A 21,441-nucleotide genomic window follows, 5' to 3' on the forward strand; every position below is an offset into this window, starting at 1 on the left:
GACGGATCGTGCAGCTTATCGGCAGACTTATGCAACGAACTTGCGATTCAGGACACTAGTGTCCTGCCGCAACCTATGCGCGACTCAGAGCGCAGCGCGCAGGCCCACGAAGAAGCGCCGCCCCGGCGCCGGCTCGAAATACCGCCCATTGGCCTCGTTGACGATCACCGAGCCGATGTAGCGCCGGTCAGTGAGGTTGTCGACGCGGCCGAAGACATAGAGGCGGGTCGGGCCGACGCGGAATTCATAGCCGGCGCGCAGGTTGAACACCGCATAGCCGGGCGCCGCCTGCGTATTGAGGTCGTCGGCGTAGACGCGGCTGTCGACACGCAGCTCGGCCCCCAGCGTCAGCGGCGCGAGCGGTCGCCATGACAGGTCGGCGGCCAGGCTGTGGCGCGCGGTGCCGGGCAGGCGATTGCCGGCGGCCACGGTCTGGCCCTGCGCGTTGACGAAGCTGTCGCCAAAATAAGCATCGAGCCAGGTATAGGCCAGCCCCGCCTCGATCCGGCTGCCGCCGCCCTTGCCCGGCGTGCCCACCTCGCCGAGAAAGCCGCCGCGCCAGCCCAGCTCGAAACCGCGCCGGCGCACGCCGCTGACATTCTGGTAAACCGTGCGCCCGGCGTTGTTCGATTGCGGCACCACCTCGTCATGGCTGTCGGCATCGAACAGCGCCGCCTCCAGCCGCTGCCCCGCCGCCTGCCACTTGATGCCGATCTCGCCCTGGCGGCTGGTGGACGCCTGCAAACCCAGGTTGCTGCCAACGCCGCCGGGGCCATAGGCGACCTCGGTCAGGGTCGGGGTCTCGAAGCCGCGGCCAAGGTTGGCGTAGACATTGAGCGAATCCAGCGCGTGCCACACCACGCCAAGCACCGGGCTGACGTTGTGGTAGGTCGCGGTGCCGCTGTCATCGGGACTGGCCGCATTGATGAAATGGTCGTCGATGCCAAGCCGCACCCGGCTGGCGCGCACGCCGCCCACCAGTTGCCAGGCCGGGTGGAAGGTCCAGTCGAACTGCGCGAAGGCGCCGAGATCGGTCGCGGTATCGGTTTCATCGCGGCGCAGCGCGCCCTGCGTGCCGTTCTGGTTGACGTAGCCGTTGCGGCCGTCGCGCATGCCGTTGGCTTCAAGCCCGGCGCTCCACAGCAGGGGCAGGCCGGCGGTGGTGGTGGTGCGCCGGGTCCAGGACAGCGCGGCGCCGCCGTAGGTGCGGCCCAGGTCGACAATGCCGCCGGCCGAACTGGGCGCGGCGCCGCTGAGGCCCAGCCGCTGGTACAGGTTGCGCGTGCCGCCGTAGAGCCGTGCCGACAGGCTGTCGGTCTCGGTGAGCTGGTGGTCCACGACCACGCCGGCCTGGGTCTGCTCGACGCTCTTGCCGGTATCGAACTGGACCGCGGCGGGCACGGCCTGGCGCGGGCTGGCATCGGCCTGCGCGCGCGTCAGCCCCAGCGGGTCCTGGGCCAGCGGCTGGTTGAAGTAGTTGAACTGGCCGGTCACGCGCGTGCCGCTGGCCGGCTGCGCCACCACCCTGGCATTGAGCTGGTAGCGGCGCGCCGCGCTGTGCTCGCGGTAGCCGTCGGTCTGGTAGGTCCAGGCATCAATGGAGCCGCCGAGCCGGTCATTGCCGCCGGCCAGCGCCACGCCGGCCTGCCACTGGCCGTCCGAGCCCAAGCCTGTGGACGCGCGCCCGGTAAAGCCATCCTTGGGCGGATCGGGCGTGAACACCTGCACCACGCCGCCCGACGCATTGCCATACAGCTGGGCGAACGGACCGCGCAGCACCTCGACGCGGCCGGCGTTGGCAAGGTCGGCGGTGGAGGCCTGCCCCTGCCCGTCGGGCATGGTGGCAGGAATGCCGTCGACATAAAGCCGCACGCCGCGCACGCCAAAGGTCGAGCGCGTGCCGAAGCCGCGCACCGCAAGCTGCAGGTCCTGCGAATAGTTCTGCCGGTCGCGCACCGCCACGCCCGGCACGCCGGCCAGCACCTCCGACAGGTTCACCAGCGGCGTGGCGCTGCGCAGGGGATCGACCGGCACGCTGTCGACCGCGGCGGGCGCATCAAAGCGGCGCTGTTCGCTGCGGGTGGCGCTGACCACCACGTCGGGCAGGGTTTCGGCGGTAGCGGCCGCCACCGCCGTGCCGGGCGGGTCCGCGGCACGCGCACCGGCGCTGACCAGGACCAGCGCGGCAAGCGCCAGTGCGCAGCGGGCCGGGAATGGAATACCGGAGCGGCGCCGCCGCCGGACCGCCAAACTCTGCCTGCCGCCTGGTTTCATGGGGATCGGAAGCGGTTGCGGGTTCTGCCGCGGATGCACGAGCGCCGGGCACAGGTGGATGTGCCGCAACTTTATCGCGTCGGACCCGCTATTGCCACGCGCCGGGGCGCGGGGAAAACCCGCGGATGCGACGGTGCCTGCACCTCCGAATGATGTTCAGAGAATTTCAACAAGTGATTGCGGGATGGCTGAAGCTGCCGCTGCCGTGGCGCCCTACACTTCATTCACCACCCGCCGCACCCGCACCAATCCAATACGCGATGCAGCATAAGGGTATTCAGATTTTCGCAATCACCAAGGGAACCACCATCATGACCACCGCCTCCACCCGCGTCGCCATCGTCTACCACAGCGGCTACGGCCACACCGCCAAGCAGGCCCAGGCCGTCGCACGCGGCGCCGGCAATGTCGAAGGCGCTGAAAGCCTGCTGATCCCGGTCGAGGACATCGACCAGCACTGGGACACGCTGGAACAGGTGGACGCCATCATCTTCGGCGCGCCGACCTACATGGGCAGCGCCTCGGCCCAGTTCAAGGGCTTTATGGACGCCACCTCGCCCAATGTCTTTGCCAAGGGCGGCAAGTGGGCCAACAAGGTTGCCGCCGGCTTCACCAACTCGGCCTCGCGCTCGGGCGACAAGCTGGCCACGCTGCAGCAGATCTCGATCTTCGCGGCGCAGCACGGCATGCACTGGGTCAACCTGGGCCTGCCCCCGGGCCACAACAACTCCAAGTCGACCGAAGACTCGCTGAACCGCCACGGCTTCTTCCTGGGCGCCGCCGCGCAGTCCAACGCCGACGAAAGCGCCGACGTGGTGCCGCCGCTGGCCGACTTGCGCACCGCCGAGCACCTGGGTGCCCGCGTGGCCGAAGTGGCGCAGCAACTGGTCGCGGGCCGGCGTGCGCTGGCGGCACTGAAAGAAACCGCCTGATCCCGTCACACGCAGACTGATCGGCCTCACATGGGGCCGATTTTTTTTGGCCAGGGCAGTTGCGGGCCCCTGCCGCTCAGTACAAGACTTCCAGTGCGTCGAACAACTCGCTGTCCTTCGCCGCCGCCGAGCGCGCGCGGCGCCGGATTTCCTGCAGCAGGCAGACGGTGAAGCACTGCGCCGCGGGACTGCGCATCGCGTTGTGGCGCGTGATGATGCCAAGCCGGCTGGTCTCGAACTGCTCGGCCAGTTCAAAGGCGTGGACCCAGCCGCGCATCGACTCGGTCAGCAAGAGCGGCCGCGGGCAATAGCTGATCATGCCGGCATTGCGGATCAGCTCCAGCAGCAGCGCGGTGGAGTGCGCGCAATGCAGCCGTGCCGGGTCGATACGGGCGTCATGCTGCCAGAACAGGTTGCGCATGAAGGACTCGTAGCTGGCCGCGGTGTAGTTGACGACCCAGTCCTGCTCCAGCAGTCCGTGCAGCGACCGCTCCCCGGCGCTCGGATGCCCGCGCCGGGCGATCACGCATGAGGTGTACGCCAGCAACGGCTCGCACTCGAATTCCTGCGTAGACATCGCGGCCGTAAACGGCCCCACCGCGAAGTCCAGCGTGCCTTCGCGCAAACGAGGCAAGGCCACCGCGGTCAGGCCTTCGAAGATCTCCACCTGCACACCCGGCATGCGTTCGCGAAAGCGCAGCAGCACGCGCGGCAGGAACGTCAGCATGACCCACGGCGTGACGCTGATGCTCAGCCGCCCCACCCCTTCGCCGCGCAGCCAGCCAGTTCTTCACTGGCGCGGGCGAGCTGCCCGACCACCAGCCGGGCATGGCCCAGCATCCGTTGTCCGGCCTCGGTCAGCGCCACGCCGCTGGCGGTACGCGACAGCAAGGGCAGCCGCGCCTCGCCTTCCAGCTCACGCAGCGCCTTGGTCACCGCCGCCTGCGACAGCCCGACCAGCCGGGCGGCGGCGCGGATGCTGCCGGCATCGGCCACTGCGACCAACGCCTGGATCTGGTGGAGTTTCATGGTCATGGCGGTTCGGGATGGTGACAACCAGTGGTTGTCAGGATAACAGCATTGCGGCTATCGGCACTTGTGCGCGCTGCATAAGATCGGCCCAGACAATCCCCCGACAAGACCCCGGAGACCTCATGCATCCAGATCCCGTCCTGCCCGGCATTCGCGCCATCGAAGCCGAGATGGTGGACCTGCGCCACCGCATCCACGCCCATCCCGAGCTCGGCTTCGAGGAATTCGCCACCAGCGATCTGGTGGCGGAGTGCCTGCAGGCCTGGGGCTATGCCGTGCATCGCGGCCTGGGCGGCACCGGCGTGGTGGGCACGCTGCGTCACGGCGAAGGCCGCGCCATCGGCCTGCGTGCCGACATGGATGCCCTGCCGATCCACGAAGCCACGGGCCTGCCGTATGCCAGCAAGATCGACGGCAAGATGCATGCATGCGGCCACGACGGCCACACTGCCACGCTGCTGGCCGCGGCGCGCTACCTGGCCGTTCACAAGCCCTTCCAGGGCACGCTGCACGTCATCTTCCAGCCGGCCGAGGAAGGCATGGGCGGCGCGCGCGAGATGATCCGGGACGGCCTGTTCCGCCTGTTCCCGTGCGATGCGGTGTTCGCGCTGCACAACATGCCCGGCCACCCGACCGGCAAGTTCGGCTTCCTGGGCGGGCCGTTCATGGCGTCGTCCGACACGGTCACGATCCGCGTCACCGGGCGCGGCGGCCACGGCGCGGTGCCGCACCGGGCGGTCGACCCGGTGGTGGCCTGCGCGTCGATGGTGATGGCCTTGCAGTCGGTGGTGGCGCGCAACGTGAACCCGCTCGACATGGCCATCGTCACCGTCGGTGCGATCGAGGCCGGCAAGGCGCCCAACGTGATCCCCGAGAGCGCCGAGCTGCGCCTGTCGGTGCGCGCGCTGAAAGCCGAGGTGCGCGACCTGCTGCAGGCACGCATCACCGCGCTGGCGCATGCCCAGGCCGAAAGCTATGGCGCCAGCGCCGAGGTGCATTACGACCGTCGCTACCCGGTGCTGGTCAACGACCCCGCCACCACCGGAATGGCACGCGAGGTCGCCCGCGAATGGCTGGGCGAGGACGGCCTGATCGACAACATGGTGCCGCTGACCGGCAGCGAGGACTTCTCTTTCATGCTGGAAGAGTGCCCGGGCTGCTACCTGATCGTCGGCAATGGCGATGGCGAGGGCGGATGCATGGTGCACAACCCGGGCTACGACTTCAACGACGCCTGCCTGCCGCTTGCGGCCACCTACTGGGTAAAGCTGGTCGAGCGCTACCTGCGCTAAGCCGCGCCCGCCATCGACAAAGACCGGCCCCGAGGCCGGCGCCACCCCACCCACGGAGACACCGAATGTCCACTTCCCTGCCCGCGCAGCCGCTCGACGGCAAGTTTGCCCCGCGCCCGGCCAGCCGTGCCGCGCCGCGCCGGCGCGTGATTGCCGCCATCACCATCGGCAACGGCCTCGAATTCTACGATTTCACCGTCTACAGCTTCTTTGCGGTACTGATCGGCAAGCTGTTCTTCCCGGTCAGCGGCAGCTTCGGCCAGCTGATGCTGTCGCTGGCTACGTTTGGCGTGGGCTTTGTCGCACGCCCGCTCGGCGGCCTGCTGATCGGGCTCTATGCCGACCGTGTCGGACGCAAGCCGGCCATGGCGCTGACGCTGTGGCTGATGGGGCTGGGGTCGTTGCTGTTCGTGGTTTCGCCTACCTATGCGCAGGCCGGGCTGGCCGCGCCGCTGCTGATCGTGGTGGCGCGGCTGCTGCAGGGCTTTGCGCTGGGGGGCGAGGTCGGGGCCTCGACGGCGCTGCTGATGGAGTACGCCGACGACCATTCACGCGGCTACTACGGCAGCTGGCAGCTGTTCAGCCAGGGCGTCAGCGTGCTGCTCGGTGCGGTGGTCGGGCTGTCGCTGACCAATGGGCTGTCGCCTGACGCGCTGCAAAGCTGGGGCTGGCGCGTGCCGTTCGCCATCGGCATCCTGGTCATACCGCTGGGCCTCTATATCCGCCGCCACCTGGAGGAAACCGCCGAAGCCCCCGCCGCCGGCGCGCCGGGCCACGAACGCGCCGGCCTGTCGGAGATCTTCCGCGGACACGGCCGCGTGGTGGTGGCCGGCGTGCTGGTGACGATCGGCGGCACCTCGGCCACCTATATCGTGCTGCACTACATGACCAGCTACGCGGTGACGGTGCTGAAGATCCCGCTCGGGCTCAGCATTGCCGCCGGCTGCGTCGCCGCGCTGGTGCAGGTGGCACTGTCCGCGTATGCCGGCAGGCTGTCCGACCGCATCGGCCGCAAGCCCGCCATCCTGTGGTCGCGCGTGGCGATGCTGGTGCTGGTCTATCCCGCCTTCCTGCTGCTCAACGCACGGCCGTCGCTCGGCAAGCTGCTGGCGGTGGTCGCGATGCTGGCCCTGCCGCTGGTGCTGAACGTGGTGCCGTCCGTGGTGCTGATCACCGAACTCTTCCCGCGCCGCATCCGCGCCAGTGGGTTATCGGTGGTCTATTGCATCGGCGTGCTGGTGTTCGGTGGCTTCGCGCAGCTGATCGCCACCTGGCTGATCGAGCTGACCGGCAATGCCAGCGCACCGGCGCTGTATGTGATCGGCTGCGGCCTGATTTCGCTGATCGGGCTGGCGATGGTGCCGGAGACGGCTGGCAAGCGGCTGGACTGACGGTGCCGGAACAGGACACTACGCGCCGGCCAGGATCCGGCGCGCGCGTTCCAGCACCGGGCGGTCCACCATCTTGCCGTCGACTGCCACCGCTGCGCCATCCGCGGCGGTGGCCGCGGCCATGACACGCCCGGCCCAGTGCCGTTCATCGGCCGACGGCGCCAGGCCGTCGTGCACGCCGCGGACCTGGCCCGGATGGATCAGCAGCTTGGCGCCAAAGCCGAAGTTGCGGGCGCGGCGCGTTTCCGCGGCAAGTGCGGCATCGTCGCCGATCGCGGTGCAGACGCCATCCACGGGCGCGGGCAAACCCGCCGCGCGGGAATGAAGCACCAGCCGGCTGCGAAAGTAGTGCAGCGCTTCGCCGTCGTCCTGCACGTCGAGATCGAACATCAGGTCGATGCTGCCGAACAGCAGCCGGACCACGCTGCCGGCACGGGCCAGTTCGCGCAAGCCGGCGAAGCCGGCGGCGTTCTCGACCAGCGGGAAACAACGCACACCGGGCAATGCCGCAGCCAACGCATTCACGCCGGCCGGATCGGCCTTCGGCAGCACGATGCCTGAAACACCCTGCGCGCGGCACCAGGCGAGGTCGTCTTCGTAGTACGCGGTATCGGCCCCGTTGATGCGCACCAGCATGGCGACGCCAGCCGCCGCTGCCTGCTCATATAGCGCGCCCCATGGGGCGGCAAGCCCGTCGCGGGCCTGCCCCTTGTCAGCGGGCGCGACCGCATCCTCGAAATCGACGATGACGGCATCGGCACCCGAGCCGATCGCCTTGGCGATGCGCTCCGGGCGCGAGGCCGGAACAAACAGGTAGCTGCGCGGATTGGTGATCGACATGACTGCTTCCTCTCAGACTGCGCCGGCCGAACGCAACGCGGCAATCTGTTCCGCGTTCTGGCCCAGTTCGGCCAGGATGGCATCGGTGTTCGCACCTAGCGACGGAATCGGGTCCATGCGTGCTTCGGTCATGCCCGGCGGCAGCAGCGCCGGCACGGGGCCCACCGGCGTGTCGACCTGGCGCCAGCGCTGACGCGCGGCCAGTTGCGGGTGGTCCCATACATCGGCAATGGTGTTGACGCGCGCATTGGCAATCTTTGCGGCCTCTAGCCGGTCGACCACCTCGGTGGCGCTCAGGCCCGAGAAGCTTTCGACGATGCGCGCGCGCAGCGCCGCGCGGTTCTGGTTGCGCAGGCTGTTGCTGGCAAAGTCCGGATGCGTGGCCAGATCCGGTTCCCCCAGCACCGCCTGACAGAACACGACCCACTCGCGCTCGTTCTGCAGCCCCAGCATCACGGTCTTGCCATCGCCAGTGGGAAACGGGCCATAGGGATAGATGGTGGCGTGCGCCGCGCCCGCGCGCGGCGGCGGTTCGGCGCCATCGAAGGCGTAGTAGAGCGGAAAGCCCATCCACTCCACCATCGACTCAAGCATCGAGATGTCGATGCGCTTGCCGCGCCCGGTCTTGCCGCGTTCCAGCAGCGCGGCAAGGATATTGGTGTAGGCATACATGCCGGCCGCGATGTCGGCCACCGAGGCGCCGGCCTTGACGCCGTCCTCCGGCGTGCCGGTCACGGAGACAAAGCCGGACTCGCTCTGGACCAGCAGGTCGTAGGCCTTCTTGTCGCGGTACGGGCCGTCGCTGCCATAGCCCGAGATATCGCACACGATCAGGCGCGGGTACTTCTCGCTCAGGCTGTCGAAGTCCAGGCCCAGGCGCGCGGCCGCGCCGGGCGCGAGGTTCTGCACCAGCACGTCCGCGCGTTCGAGCAGGCCGGCCAGCACGGGCGCGGCCGCTGCGTGCTTGACGTCGAGCGTCAGGCTCTCCTTGGAGCGGTTGGTCCAGACGAAGTGCGAAGACAAGCCCCGCACGCGCGTGTCGTAGGCGCGGGCAAAGTCGCCGCTGCCGGGCCGCTCGATCTTGATGATGCGCGCGCCCAGGTCCGCCAGCTGGCGGGTGCAGAACGGGGCTGCGATCGCCTGCTCCAGGGAAACGACGGTAATGCCTTCGAGTGGGTGGGCCATGGTGGTATCTGGTTTTGCGCAATGTCCTGACGCCAATCTACCGGACCGGGCCGCACCTGGGAAATACCGATTGCCGAGGGGATCATAAGTAAAATGAATACTTTGGAATTCCCCCGGAGCCTGTCATGGACCTGCGCGCCATGCGCTATTTCATCGCCATCGTCGACCAGGGCAGCCTGACACGGGCCGCCGAAGTGGTCTGCGTGGCGCAGCCCGCACTCAGCCAGCAACTGGCGGCGCTGGAGAAAGAGCTGGGTGTGCCGCTGGTCCAACGCGGCGCCAAGGGCGTCAAGCCGACGGAAGCCGGCCGCACGCTCTATCGCCACGCGCGCAATATCCTGCGCCAGGTGGAGATCGCAGGCGCCGAGGTCCGGGTGGCGGGCACGGATGTCACCGGCATGGTTGCCATCGGCCTGCCCACCACCGCGGCAGCGGCATTCGGCATGCCGCTGATCCGCGTCGTGCGCGCCCGCTATCCGCAGATCCGGCTCCAGCTCTTCGAGAGCATGAGCGGCTATATCTCGGAGCTGCTGGACCACAACCGGCTCGATTTCGCGATCCTGTTCCGCGATGTGCCGTCGCGCGCGGTGGAACTGGAGCGGCTGGCGAGCGAATCGCTGTACGTGGTCGGGACGCTTCCCGTGGCGCGCGGACGGGGGAAGGCTCGGCCGCAGGCCAGCACGGAAGGTGCTACGGTCGCGATCAAGGCCCTGGCTGATCTGCCACTCGTGCTGCCAAGCGGCTCGCAGGGTCTGCGCGAAGTGGTCGAACTTGCCTTCGCGCAGGCCGGCGTGCCGATGAACGTGGTGGCCGACCTGGATTCGCTGCCCTTCCTGCTGGCGACCGCGCGTGAGGGCCTCGCCTGCACCGTCCTGCCTGCATCGTCGCTGTCCGAGGCGGACAGCGAGGTGCCGCGGCACCTGATCGTGCCGGAGCTGCGCCGCACGCTGTCGCTGTGCTGGCCACGCGCGCTGCCGCGCACCAGCGCGGCCGAGGCCGTGGCGGAGGTGTTGCGCGAACTGGTGGCCGGGCGCATTGCGGCGGGCGGGTCGCTGAAGCCACCCCCCATGGCCGATCAATAAAACTTATGCCCGTAGTCGGCGATTGAATTTCACGCCAGCGCGGCAGTCGGCTAGAGTTGCCACCAGCCCGGGCCGGGATTCACGGCCCCGCAACTCCTGGAGACACCATGCAATGCACCCGCCGCGCCCTGGCAGCCGCCGCTGCCCTGGCCGCCTGCCTGCCGCTGTTCAGCGCCAAGGCCCTCGCCGCCGACCCCTATCCGTCCAAGCCCATCCAGATGATCGTGCCGCAGGCACCGGGCGGCACCAACGATATCGTCGCGCGCCTGGTCGCGGTGGCCCTGTCGCAGCGTCTCGGCCAGCAGGTGGTGGTGGAAAACCGCCCCGGCGCCGGCGGCAATATCGGCACCCAGGCCGCGGCGCGCGCCACGCCGGACGGCTACACGCTGCTGATGACCATCAGCAGCACGCAGGCGATCAATCCGTCGCTGTACCGGAGCATCCCGTTCGACCCGATCAAGGATTTCGAGCCGATCGCCCCGGTGGCGAGCGTGCCGAACGTGCTGGTGGCCAATCCCGCCTTCCCCGCCAGGTCGCTGTCCGAGCTGATCGCGATGGCCAAGGCAAAGCCCGACTACTACCGCTTTGCCTCGGCGGGAAATGGCACGCTGAACCACCTGCTGGGCGAGATGCTCAACAGCATGGCCGGCATCAAGCTCGAGCACGTGCCGTACAAGGGGGTCGCGCCGGCGCTGAACGATGTGCTGGGCAACCAGGTGCCACTGGCCTTCGCCAGCCTGCCGTCGGTGCTGGCCCATATCAAGGCGGGCAAGGTGCGCGCGCTCGGCGTCAGTTCCGCCAGGCGCTCGCCGTTCGCGCCGGACATTCCGGCGATCAGCGAAACCGTGCCCGGCTATAGCGGCGACCTCTGGGTCGGCCTGTTCGCGGTCAAGGGCACGCCCAAGGACGTGACCCAAAAGCTCACCCAGACCATGCAGGAGATCCTGGCGGACAAGACCCTGCGCGACAAGCTGGCCGCACAGGGCGCGGAAGTCATGACCGGCACGCCGCAGCAATTCAGCAAGATGCTGGTGTCCGACATGGACAAGTGGGCGCGCATCGTGAAGGCTTCGGGCGCGCAGGTGGACTGAGCCCGCGGCCATACGGACTACGCTGTCGCCGCATAGGGCGGCTTGCCCAGGAATCTGCTAAAGACTACGCCCACCCTGCCGTTAAGTATGAGTTGGCCAGCCAAGACATTTGGCAAGACAGCCAGCCGGCACGCCGGTGCCTGCATTTCTGGGGTGGTGGAGTCTGAACAGAACGGGGAGAGAGACATGCAGAACCTGGGGATTCGCATACGCCTGGGCGCGGCGTTTGGCGCCATGTGGTCGCTGATGGCGATCGGGATCGCGGTGGCATTGCCGCGGATGCAGGATGCGGACGATGTGCGCCGCCTGCTGATCGCGCTGGGCGTGGGCGGGCTATGCCTGGCGATGGGCGCGGTCTGGGGACTGGCGCGCAGCATCGAGGCGCCGCTGTCCGAAGCGGTCTACATTGCCGAGACCGTGGCGGCAGGCGACCTCAGCCAGGAGTTCAACACCGAGCGTGGCGGCGAGTTTGGCCGGCTGCTGGGTGGCCTGGGCGAGATGGAAGACATGCTGACCGACCTGGTGACGCGCATCCGCGCTTCCACCGATTCGATCACCACCGCTTCGCACCAGATTGCCGCGGGCAATACCGACCTGTCGCAGCGCACGGAGGAGCAGGCGGCGGCGCTGGAAGAGACGGCGTCGAGCATGGGCGAGCTGACCTCGATGGTGCAGCAGAACACCGAACGTGCACGCACCGCCAACGGGCTGGCGGCAACCGCATCGGGCATCGCTGCGCGCGGTGGCGAAGTGGTGGGCAATGTGGTGCAGACCATGTCGGCGATCAGCGCCAGCTCGCGCAAGGTCACGGACATCATCGAAGTGATCGAAGGCATTGCCTTCCAGACCAATATCCTGGCGCTGAACGCCGCGGTGGAGGCGGCGCGCGCGGGCGAGCAGGGGCGCGGCTTTGCCGTGGTGGCGGGCGAGGTGCGCACGCTGGCGCAACGCAGTGCGTCGGCGGCGCGCGAGATCAAGCAGCTGATCGACGATTCGGTGCAGCAGGTGGACAGCGGCTCGGCGCTGGTGGGCCAGGCCGGGGAAACCATGCAGGAGATCGTTCAGGCGGTGGCCAGCGTGACCGGGCTGCTGGGCGAGATCACCGCAGCGTCTGAACAGCAGAGCGCCGGCATCGCACAGGTCAATGAGGCCGTGGCGCAGATGGATACGGTGACGCAGCAGAATGCGGCGCTGGTGGAGCAGGCGGCCAGCGCGTCGCACGAGCTGGCGGGTCAGGCTACGGAGCTGCAGCGCGTGGTGGGTGAGTTCAAGCTGGATGCTGAACCGGCGTCAGCGGTGGCCTCGGGGCATGGTGCATTCAGGCAGGTCGCGGCATTCGCCTGATGCGGGCGGCGCTGCCGCCACGGACCGCTGACCGCTGGTGTGGCCTTTCAGCAATTCAAGCCGTGACGCCAGCCGGCAGCACCGCCTGCACCGCCCCCGCAAAACGCTCCACAATCCGGTCGATATCCTGCGGCGTGCAAATAAACGGCGGCGCGAACAGCACGTGGTCGCCACGCACGCCATCGACCGTGCCCCCCATCGGATAGACCAGCAGGCCATTCTGCATCGCGGCAGATTTCAGCCGCGCATGCGTCTTCAGCGCCGGATCGAGCGTGGCCTTGCTGTCGCGCTCGGCCACGAACTCCACGCCAACGAACAAGCCGCGTCCGCGGATATCGCCCAGGTTGGGATGATCGCCCAGCGCCTCGCGCAGCCGCTCGCGCAGTTGCTCGCCGCGCGCGAGCACGTTGGCCAGCAGCTTGTCTTCGGCAATGGTGCGCTGCACCGCCAGCGCCGCGGCGCAGGCGGTAGCGTGGCCGATATAGGTGTGACCGTGCTGGAAGAAGCCGCTGCCGCCGACGATGGCGTCGTAGATCCGGCGCGTCGACAGCATGGCGCCGATCGGCTGGTAGCCGGCGCCCAGGCCCTTGGCGATGGTGACGATATCGGGCACCACGCCGTCCTCTTCGCACGCGAACAGGTAGCCGGTGCGGCCCATGCCTGACATCACTTCGTCAAGGATCAGCAGCACACCGTATTTGTCGCACACGGCGCGGATGCGCTTCAGGTAATCGCCCACCGGCGGCACCGCGCCGGCAGTGGCACCCACCACGGTTTCGGCGACAAAGGCGGCCACGGTATCGGGGCCCAGTTCCAGGAACTTCGCTTCCAGCTCGTCGGCCAGGCGCTGTGCGTACTGCGCGTCGGTCTCGCCGGCTTGCTGGTCGCGGTACGCATAGCACGGCGACACGTGGTGCGCCGGCACCAGCAGCGGCAGGAAGGGCTCGCGCCGCCAGGCGTTGCCCCCGATGGCGAGCGCGCCCAGCGTATTGCCGTGGTAGCTCTGGCGGCGCGCGATGAAGTGGCGGCGGCTGGGCTGGCCCACTTCGACAAAGTACTGGCGCGCCAGCTTCAGCGCCGACTCCACCGCCTCGGACCCGCCCGAGACAAAGTAGACATGGTCAAGCTCGCCCGGGGCGGCCTGCATCAGGGTCTCGGCCAGCGTTTCCGACACCTCCGTGGTGAAGAACGAGGTGTGCGCGTAGGCGATGGTGTCGAGCTGCGCCTTGATCGCCTCGATCACGCGCGGATGGCCGTGCCCCAGGCAAGACACGGCAGCGCCGCCGGAGGCGTCAAGATAGCGGCGGCCTTCGCTGTCGATCAGTTCGATGCCCTGCCCGGCAACGGCAACGGGCAGCTTCTGGCGCGGATTGCGATGGAATACGTGGGTCATGATGGATCTCCTCCTGGTACAGGCGCGAGGGGTCCGGCGCTGTGGGAGATGCCATCATAGCGGAACGCGAAACAAACGCTCCACAACTTCCTTATCTGCAACAAACGATTTTATGCCACCGCATGACGTGAAAGGCCCGTCGCAATGAAAAAGGGCGGCAATACATGCCGCACTCGCCCCCTGTCAGGCTGATGTGCGTGGCTTGTCCGCCGCACGCTTGCGCGGGGCCTTGGCGCCGCCGGCTGGCGCTGGCGCAGCCGGAGCGGTGACATCCTGCGAGGCGCCGACCATGGTCAGGGCGTTGCCGTTCTCGTCCAGCGTGACCTCGCCTTCCTCATGGATATCGCGATGGCTGCCGTCGGGCAGCAGGATGCGGTAGTCGACACTGTACGGCGCCTTGTCGACGATGGTTGCGCGGATGGCGGCCTGCACGCGGGCGCGGTCTTCCTCGATGATCGACGCCAGGTAGCGGTCCATGGTCACCTTGAACGCCTGCGGGGCCCAGCCGAAGATGCGGTAGGCCTCGTCGGTCCAGGCGCAGTCGTCGGTCTGGATATTCCAGTACCAGCCGCCCAGGTGGGCAATCTCCTGCGCCTTGGCCAGCAGCGCCTCGTTCTGGCGCAGTGCGGCCTCGGCGCGGCGCCGTTCGGTGATGTCCAGGCTGACGCCTATCATCTTGACCGGGCGCTGGTCGAAGTCGCGCACCAGCGTGGCCCGCGAGGAAATCCAGCGCGTGGTGTCCTCGTGCACGACGCGGAACTCCCACTCGTGCATCTCCTGCGCGCCCAGCGTACGCGCCAGCACCTCGCGCAGGCGCGCCACGTCGGCCGGATGGACGCAGGCCCAGAAGTCGTCCATGTTGCGGATATGGCGGCCGAACAGCGTGACGTCGTTGGACGAGTAGGTCAGGCCATCGGTCAGCACATTCCATTCCCACGTGACGATGCCCGAGACCTCCTGCGCGAACTTCATGCGCGCCTCGCTCTCCATGATTTCCGCCAGGTGCTTCTGGCGCAGCTCCTTGATATGCGGGTCAGAGGCGGTGCTGGCCTCCAGGTCGGCAATGGCCTGCTCGCCGTAGCGCAGCCACAGCCAGTTGACGCCCAGGAAGCGCGCCAGCGCTAGCAGCCGCTCGTATTCGATCTCACCGCCTCGCGTCCACTTGTGCACCGCCGACGGCGACACCGAAAGCGCCTCTGCCACCTGCTTGAGCATGATCCTTTTGCCTTCCAGCACCCCCTTCAGGCGCGTGGCAAAAGTGTCTTCCGTCATGGGCATCTCTCCGCTTTTTTTCAACCGATGGTGAATTGAGTAACTCGAACCTTACACCATCACCGCAAATCGCGCGAATTGATAGTCATAAACCATCGTGCGAAACATTTTCATCGATTTTTTGAATTGCAGCACCCCTGCGCTCCTCACTAGACTTCCTCACACATCACCAATAGTAATTTAATTAACTACTGGTGAATCTACAAAGCACCGAGACCAACGAGGAGACAACCCCATGCAAGAGACCACCGCCCCCGTCTGTGGCACCACCCCGCCGCTGGCCTACACGCTGCCGGCCCACTACTACACCTCGCAGGAAGTCTTCGAGCAGGAGAAGAAGACCATCTTCGCGCGCAGCTGGGTGTGCGTGATGCACAAGAGCCAGGTGGCCGAGAACAACCAGTACGCCACGGCGCAGGTGGCCGGCGAGAACGTGTTCGTGGTGCGCGGCCGCGACGGCGTGCTGCGCGCGTTCTACAACGTCTGCCCGCACCGTGCCCATGAGCTGTTTGCCGATGGCGCGGGCAAGGCCAAGAACGTGATCACCTGCCCGTACCACGCCTGGTCGTTCGGCCTGGACGGCAAGCTGATCCACGTGCGCAACGCCGAGAACGTGCCGGGCTTCTGCAAGGACAACGCCGGCCTGACGCCGGTGCGCGTGGAAGAGTTCTGCGGCCTGGTCTTCGTCAACCTCGACATGGACGCGAAGCCGCTGGCCGAGCAGGCCGCCAGCCTGAACGACGAGATCCGCGCGCGCTGCCCAGACGTGGACAAGCTGGTGCCGGCGCACAAGCTCACCTATGAGATGAAGGCCAACTGGAAGGTGGTGGTCGACAACTACCTGGAATGCCTGCATTGCCAGACCGCGCACCCGGCGCTGGTGGAGTCGATCAGGATGGAGACCTACAAGCACGAAGTGCGCGGCCTCTACACCAGCCAGGTGGGCCAGACCCGCTCGGGCAGCGACGCCTTCACCTACGACAGCGACGCCCCCAACACCGACTTCGCCGCGTACTGGCTGTGGCCCAACGTGACGCTGAACGTGCTGCCGGGCGACGGCAACTACGGCGTCTTCTACATGTTCCCGGTCGACGCCGACACCACCATCCAGCACTTCGAGTTCTACTTCCGCGACAGCACGCCCACGGCCGAGCAGGAGCAGCTGATCGAGTACTACAAGAACGTGCTCAAGCCCGAAGACCTGAGCATCGTCGAATCGGTGCAGCGCGGCCTGAAGTCGCGCGGCTACCGCAACGGGCAGGGCCCGCTGCTGGTCACCGACGACAAGACCTCCGCCATCGGCGAGCACGGCGTGCAGCACTTCCAGCAGATGGTGCTGGACGCCCTGGCCGCCTGACACGAACGCACCAACCGGAACCGCAGCATGATCCAGACCCAGCTCTATATCGACGGCCAATGGCAGTCGCCCATCGACCACGGCACGCGCGCCATCCACAACCCGGCCGACGAAGCCGTGATCGCCCAGGCCGCCGAAGCCACCCGCGCCGACGCGCGCCTGGCCATCGCCGCTGCCCGCAAGGCCTTCGACGGCCCGTGGCGCCAGACCACGATCCGTGACCGCGCGAAACTGCTGAACAAGCTCGCCGGACTGATCGACCGCGACGCCGAGCAGCTCGCCAGGCTGGAATCGATCAATACCGGCAAGACGCTGACCGAGAGCCGCACCGACATGGGCGACATTGCCGCCACCTTCCGCTACTTTGCCGGGCTGGTGGCGTCCGAGTCGGGCGCGGTCAACGAAGCGCCGCACCATGTGATCAGCCGCACCCTGCGCGAGCCGGTGGGCGTATGCGGCCTGATCACGCCATGGAACTACCCGCTGCTGCAGGCCGCGTGGAAGATCGCGCCGGCGCTGGGCGCCGGCAACACCGTGGTGATCAAGCCCAGCAACCTGACCCCGCTGACCACGCACCATTTCACGCAGCTGGTGGCGGAACTGGACCTGCCCGCGGGCGTGTTCAACCTGGTGACGGGCGGCGCCGAAGTGGGCGCCGAACTGGCCGAGAGCCTGGACGTGGACCTGGTGTCCTTCACCGGCGGCGCCTTCGCCGGCGAGAGCATCATGAAGGCCGCCACCGGCAACTTCAAGCGCATCGGCCTGGAGCTGGGCGGCAAGAACCCGAACATCGTCTTTGCCGATGCCGACCTGGACGCCGCGGTGGACTACGCGCTGAATGCCGCGTTCTTCCACGCCGGCCAGGTATGCTCCGCCGGCTCGCGCCTGATGGTGGAGGACAGCAGCTATGATGAATTTGTCAGCCGCCTGGCCGAGCGCCTGCCGCGCATCGTGATCGGCAATGGCTTCCATGCCGAGACCCAGATGGGCCCGGTGCAGTCGGCGCAACAGCACGAAAAGATCCTGGGCATGGTGCAGGCCGGCATTGCCGAGGGCGCGCGCCTGGTGCACGGCGGCAAGCGGCCGGCGGGCGACGTGTTCAAGCAGGGCTTCTGGCTGGAACCGACGCTGCTGGCCGACGTGACGGCCGACATGAAGATTGCGAAGGAGGAGATTTTCGGGCCGGTGATCACGGCCGAGCGCTTCCGCGGCGAGGCCGAGGCGCTGCGTGCCGCCAACGACACCCCGTACGGCCTGGCCGCCGCGGTCTGGACCCGCGACCTGGACAAGGCCAACCGGATGTCGCGCGCGCTGCGCTTCGGCACGGTGTGGGTGAACGACTACCACCCCTACTTCCCGGAAGCGCCGTGGGGCGGCTACAAGGCAAGCGGCATCGGCCGCGAGCTGGCCCGCATCGGCCTGGACGAGTACACCGAGCTCAAGCACAGCTATATCAACCTCGCGCCCAAGGCGATGGGGTGGTTCGGCGCCTGAGCCCACGCCCGGCGCACCCGCTGGCTTACTTCGCAATCACGTGCGCGGCCGCCGCCCCCGGGCAACCGCGCACGGCGTCAAGCAAACAAGGAGATTGCACCATGCAGGCAATCCATGAATACGACTACATCATCGTCGGCGCAGGCTCGGCCGGCTGCGTGCTGGCCGCGCGGCTGACCGAAGATGCCGGCGTCTCGGTGCTGCTGCTGGAAGCCGGCGGCCCCGACTGGCGCCTGGACTGGCGCACCCAGATGCCGGCCGCGCTGGCCTACCCGCTGCAGGGCACTACCTATAACTGGGCCTATGTGACCGAGCCCGAGCCGCACATGAACAACCGCCGCATGACGCAGGGCCGCGGCAAGGGGCTGGGCGGCTCGTCGCTGATCAACGGCATGGTCTATATCCGCGGCAATGCCATGGACTACGACGGCTGGGCGCAGGAAAAGTCGCTGGAGAACTGGAGCTACGCCGACTGCCTGCCCTACTTCCGCAAGGCCGAGACCTACGACAAGGGCGCCAACGACTACCACGGCGGCAACGGCCCGCTGCACGTGACCACGCCCAAGGCCGATATCAGCCCGCTGTTCAGCGCCTTTATCAAAGCCGGCGAGCAGGCGGGCTACGGCCAGACCGACGACCTGAACGGCTACCGGCAGGAAGGCTTCGGCCCGATGGACCGCACCACCACCGCGCGCGGGCGCCGCTGCAGCACTTCGCTGGCTTACCTCGACCAGGCCAAGGACCGTCCGAACCTGACCGTGCATACGCGCGCGCTGGCGGACCGCATCCTGTTCTCGGGGCAGCGCGCCACCGGCGTCTCATACATCCAGGGCGACCACGTGCGCGAAGCGCGCGCGCGCCGCGAAGTGATCGTCAGCAATGGCGCGATCGCCTCGCCGCAGTTGCTGCTGCGCTCGGGCGTGGGCAATGCCGATGAGCTGCGCGCGTTCGGCATCGACACAGTGGCGGACCTGAAGGGCGTCGGCGAAAACCTGCAGGACCATCTGGAGATGTACCTGCAGTACGAATGCACCAAGCCCGTGTCGCTGTACCCGGCGCTGAAGTGGTGGAACAAGCCGGCGATCGGCATCGAGTGGTACCTGCGCGGCACCGGCACCGCGGCCTCCAACCACTTCGAAGCGGGCGGCTTTATCCGCAGCAGCGATGACTTTGCCTGGCCCAACCTGCAGTACCACTTCATCCCGCTGGCGATGAACTACGACGGCAGCAACCCGGTGCAGTCGCATGGCTTCCAGTGCCATGTGGGCTCGATGCGCTCGCCCAGCACCGGCTTTGTCAAACTGGCCAGCCGCGACCCGCGCGTGAAGCCGCGGCTGCTGTTCAACTACATGGCGCATGACGTCGACTGGCGCGAGTTCCGCGCCGCGGTGCGCCTGACGCGCGAGATCATCGGCCAGCAAGCCATGGACCAGTTCCGCGGCCGCGAGATCAAGCCCGGCATGATGGTGCAGAGCGATGCCGAGATCGACGCCTTCGTGCGCGAGCACGCCGAGACCGCGCTGCACCCGTCCTGCACCTGCAAGATGGGCGATGCGTCGGACCCGATGGCGGTGGTCGACAACCAGGGCCGCGTGCACGGGCTGTCGGGGCTGCGCGTGGTCGATGCCTCGATCATGCCGAAGATCATCACCGGCAACCTGAACGCGCCCACCATCATGATGGCCGAGAAGCTGGCCGACGTGATCCGCGGCCGCGCGCCGCTGCAGCGCTCGACGGCGCCGTACTACAAGGCCGCCACCGCCGGCAGCAAGGCGGAGGCGGCGCGGCAGCCGCCAGCCACCGCGCGAATGCCGATGCCGATGCCTGCCTGACCAGGCGGCGCGGCGCGCGGGCTTCCCGCCAGAACCCCTGACCGACGCATGTGCTGCCGGGACTACGGTCCCCGGCGGGCAGCGTGCGTCCGGTCGGCGCGCCGCGCACCCACACCACCAAGCCGGCTACCCAGAACAAACCCAGACCGGCTGCAAGGAGGAGACTTCCATGCTGCGCAAATGCTTTGCTGCAAGACGGGCCCTGCAAGGCGCCCTGCCCCTGTTGCTGTGCCAGGCGCTGCCCGCGCTGGCGCAGGCCAATGCCGACACCACCCTGGCGGTAGCGCCAGTGCCGCAGGTCACCGCGACTGTGCCGCCGGCCGAAACCGCGGCAGCCACCTCGCCGCTGAGCGCCAACCTGACCCTGACATCCCAATATGTCTCGCGCGGCTTCCGCCAGACCTGGGGCAAGCCTGCCGTGCAGGGCGGCATCGACTACGCCCACCCGAGCGGCTTCTCCGCCGGCACGTGGATGTCGAGCATCAGCGACAAGTTCATCGAGGGCGGCACGGTCGAATGGGACCTGTATGCCGGCTACACCGGCACCGCCGGCGATGTCACCTACGCCGGGCAGATCTACTACTACCTGTACCCGGGCGCGAAACTGCAGTCCGCACAGACCAAATACAACTACGGCGAGGCGGTCGCGTCGCTGACGTACAAGTGGTTCAACGTCAAGTACTGGCTGACCTATACGCCCGACTACTTCGGCTACAACAGCGCCTCGCTGCTTACCGGCAATGACCTGCACAGCCGCGGCTCGGGCTACCTGGACATCAACGGCACCTTCGACCTGGGCTACGGCGTCTCGCTGCTGCTGCACTACGGCCAGGAGCGCGTGCGCAACTTCGCCGCCTACAGCTTCCGCGACGTGCGCGTGGCGCTGTCCAGGGCCTTCGAGGGAGGCTGGACCGTGACCGGCGCCTATACCCGCGGCTGGGGGCGCACCGACGTCTACGACAAGTACACCACCGGGGCGCTGGATTCATCCGGCAACCCGTCCGTTTCCAACCCGCTGAAAAGCACGTTCCTGGTCTCGGTGACCAAGACGTTCTGACGGCAATCCTCAACCGCTGTTCCAACGCTTTACTGAGCGCATACCACCATGGCCTCCCTGGGTCTTACCGACGCGACCGGACTTGTCGGCGTTGCCGCCTACGTTGCCGCGCACTTTGCCGTGCAGGTCCTGCACAAATCCCCGACCGGCAGGCTGGCCGTCGTCCTCAACGTGATCGGGCCGGGCTGCATCCTGATCTCGCTGACCGGCGCCTTCAACCTGGCGTCGTTCCTGACCCAGTGCTTCTGGCTGGGGCTGACGCTGCTGGGCTGGTGGCGCAACCGGCGGGCGGGGCGTGCGGTGGTGGAAACGCTTGGCGGGCCGCGCCCGGGACAGCCCGTGCAGCAGTAAGCAAGGGCCGGCCGGGACGCCTTGCAACGCGATACAAATCTTCCGTTGCCTTGGCTCCCCGCCGTTCCTATACTCACCCGAAACACCATTGGTAATGTAATTAACTTTTGGTGAATCGATAAAAACCGGCAAGCCATGCACCCTTGTAAATGGGCGTGTGGCAACCCCGGGATGACAACAGGAGACAACGATGAGAAACGCCCCCAGAATCCCCGCCAGACA

At 67.6% G+C, this 21,441-nt stretch carries 16 protein-coding genes and 1 pseudogene; 11 read left to right on the top strand and 6 right to left on the bottom strand.

Annotated features, from left to right (window positions below; translation table 11 throughout):
* Positions 1-84 precede the first annotated feature (84 nt).
* Positions 85-2,274 (bottom strand): TonB-dependent receptor family protein, encoded by a 2,190-nt coding sequence (locus tag DN412_RS18965; protein WP_115213081.1) that lies wholly within the window; start codon positions 2,272-2,274, stop codon positions 85-87.
* 311 nt (positions 2,275-2,585) lie between these two features.
* On the opposite strand from DN412_RS18965, the gene DN412_RS18970 reads away from it, so the two are divergent.
* Complete coding sequence (locus tag DN412_RS18970) at positions 2,586-3,206, top strand: flavodoxin family protein (protein WP_115213082.1); 621 nt, start codon at positions 2,586-2,588, stop codon at positions 3,204-3,206.
* 76 nt (positions 3,207-3,282) lie between these two features.
* Here DN412_RS18970 and DN412_RS18975 read toward each other — a convergent pair.
* A pseudogene (locus DN412_RS18975) lies at positions 3,283-4,241 on the bottom strand (LysR family transcriptional regulator).
* 119 nt (positions 4,242-4,360) lie between these two features.
* Between DN412_RS18975 and DN412_RS18980 the strand changes: the two are divergent.
* Both DN412_RS18980 and DN412_RS18985 read left to right on the top strand, forming a co-directional pair.
* Positions 4,361-5,530, top strand: coding sequence for a M20 aminoacylase family protein (locus DN412_RS18980; RefSeq protein WP_115213014.1), 1,170 nt, complete (start codon positions 4,361-4,363; stop codon positions 5,528-5,530).
* 65 nt (positions 5,531-5,595) lie between these two features.
* Positions 5,596-6,921 carry an MFS transporter gene (locus DN412_RS18985; protein WP_115213015.1) on the top strand — a complete coding sequence of 442 codons (1,326 nt, stop codon included), beginning with the start codon at positions 5,596-5,598 and terminating at the stop codon, positions 6,919-6,921.
* Positions 6,922-6,939: 18 nt separating this feature from the next.
* On the opposite strand, the gene DN412_RS18990 is transcribed toward DN412_RS18985, so the two are convergent.
* Positions 6,940-7,761, bottom strand: a complete 822-nt coding sequence (locus DN412_RS18990; RefSeq protein ID WP_115213016.1) for an HpcH/HpaI aldolase/citrate lyase family protein — start codon at positions 7,759-7,761, stop codon at positions 6,940-6,942.
* A gap of 12 nt (positions 7,762-7,773) precedes the next feature.
* Positions 7,774-8,946 (bottom strand): CaiB/BaiF CoA transferase family protein, encoded by a 1,173-nt coding sequence (locus tag DN412_RS18995; RefSeq protein WP_115213017.1) that lies wholly within the window; start codon positions 8,944-8,946, stop codon positions 7,774-7,776.
* A gap of 125 nt (positions 8,947-9,071) precedes the next feature.
* On the opposite strand from DN412_RS18995, the gene DN412_RS19000 reads away from it, so the two are divergent.
* From DN412_RS19000 to DN412_RS19010, 3 genes are all read left to right on the top strand, one after another.
* Positions 9,072-10,028 (top strand): LysR substrate-binding domain-containing protein, encoded by a 957-nt coding sequence (locus DN412_RS19000; protein WP_115213018.1) that lies wholly within the window; start codon positions 9,072-9,074, stop codon positions 10,026-10,028.
* A 107-nt stretch (positions 10,029-10,135) separates the two neighbouring features.
* Entirely contained in the window at positions 10,136-11,119 is a 984-nt protein-coding gene (locus DN412_RS19005; RefSeq protein ID WP_115213019.1) for a Bug family tripartite tricarboxylate transporter substrate binding protein, read from the top strand.
* Between the two features lie 186 nt (positions 11,120-11,305).
* The gene (locus DN412_RS19010) at positions 11,306-12,463 is read left to right on the top strand and encodes a methyl-accepting chemotaxis protein (RefSeq protein ID WP_115213020.1); all 1,158 of its coding nucleotides are present in this window, start codon (positions 11,306-11,308) and stop codon (positions 12,461-12,463) included.
* Positions 12,464-12,518: 55 nt separating this feature from the next.
* Here the strand turns inward: DN412_RS19010 and DN412_RS19015 are convergent, their stop codons facing one another.
* Positions 12,519-13,856 carry an aspartate aminotransferase family protein gene (locus tag DN412_RS19015; RefSeq protein WP_115213021.1) on the bottom strand — a complete coding sequence of 446 codons (1,338 nt, stop codon included), beginning with the start codon at positions 13,854-13,856 and terminating at the stop codon, positions 12,519-12,521.
* A 183-nt stretch (positions 13,857-14,039) separates the two neighbouring features.
* Positions 14,040-15,128 carry a helix-turn-helix domain-containing protein gene (locus DN412_RS19020; RefSeq protein ID WP_115213022.1) on the bottom strand — a complete coding sequence of 363 codons (1,089 nt, stop codon included), beginning with the start codon at positions 15,126-15,128 and terminating at the stop codon, positions 14,040-14,042.
* Between the two features lie 235 nt (positions 15,129-15,363).
* Here DN412_RS19020 and DN412_RS19025 point away from each other — a divergent pair, with 235 nt between their 5' ends.
* The 5 genes from DN412_RS19025 to DN412_RS19045 all read left to right on the top strand — a co-directional run bounded on the left by DN412_RS19025 (position 15,364) and on the right by DN412_RS19045 (position 21,219).
* Entirely contained in the window at positions 15,364-16,485 is a 1,122-nt protein-coding gene (locus DN412_RS19025) for an aromatic ring-hydroxylating oxygenase subunit alpha (RefSeq protein ID WP_115213023.1), read from the top strand.
* 27 nt (positions 16,486-16,512) lie between these two features.
* The gene (locus DN412_RS19030) at positions 16,513-17,979 is read left to right on the top strand and encodes an aldehyde dehydrogenase family protein (RefSeq protein ID WP_115213024.1); all 1,467 of its coding nucleotides are present in this window, start codon (positions 16,513-16,515) and stop codon (positions 17,977-17,979) included.
* A 101-nt stretch (positions 17,980-18,080) separates the two neighbouring features.
* Positions 18,081-19,811, top strand: coding sequence for a choline dehydrogenase (betA, locus tag DN412_RS19035; RefSeq protein WP_115213025.1), 1,731 nt, complete (start codon positions 18,081-18,083; stop codon positions 19,809-19,811).
* A gap of 169 nt (positions 19,812-19,980) precedes the next feature.
* Positions 19,981-20,868: a TorF family putative porin gene (locus tag DN412_RS19040; protein ID WP_115213026.1), complete on the top strand. Its 888-nt coding sequence runs from the start codon at positions 19,981-19,983 to the stop codon at positions 20,866-20,868.
* Between the two features lie 48 nt (positions 20,869-20,916).
* Positions 20,917-21,219 (top strand): CBU_0592 family membrane protein, encoded by a 303-nt coding sequence (locus DN412_RS19045; RefSeq protein WP_115213027.1) that lies wholly within the window; start codon positions 20,917-20,919, stop codon positions 21,217-21,219.
* The last annotated feature ends 222 nt before the right edge of the window (positions 21,220-21,441 follow it).

The sequence above is a fragment of the Cupriavidus lacunae genome, assembly GCF_003353055.1.
Lineage (GTDB): Bacteria > Pseudomonadota > Gammaproteobacteria > Burkholderiales > Burkholderiaceae > Cupriavidus > Cupriavidus lacunae.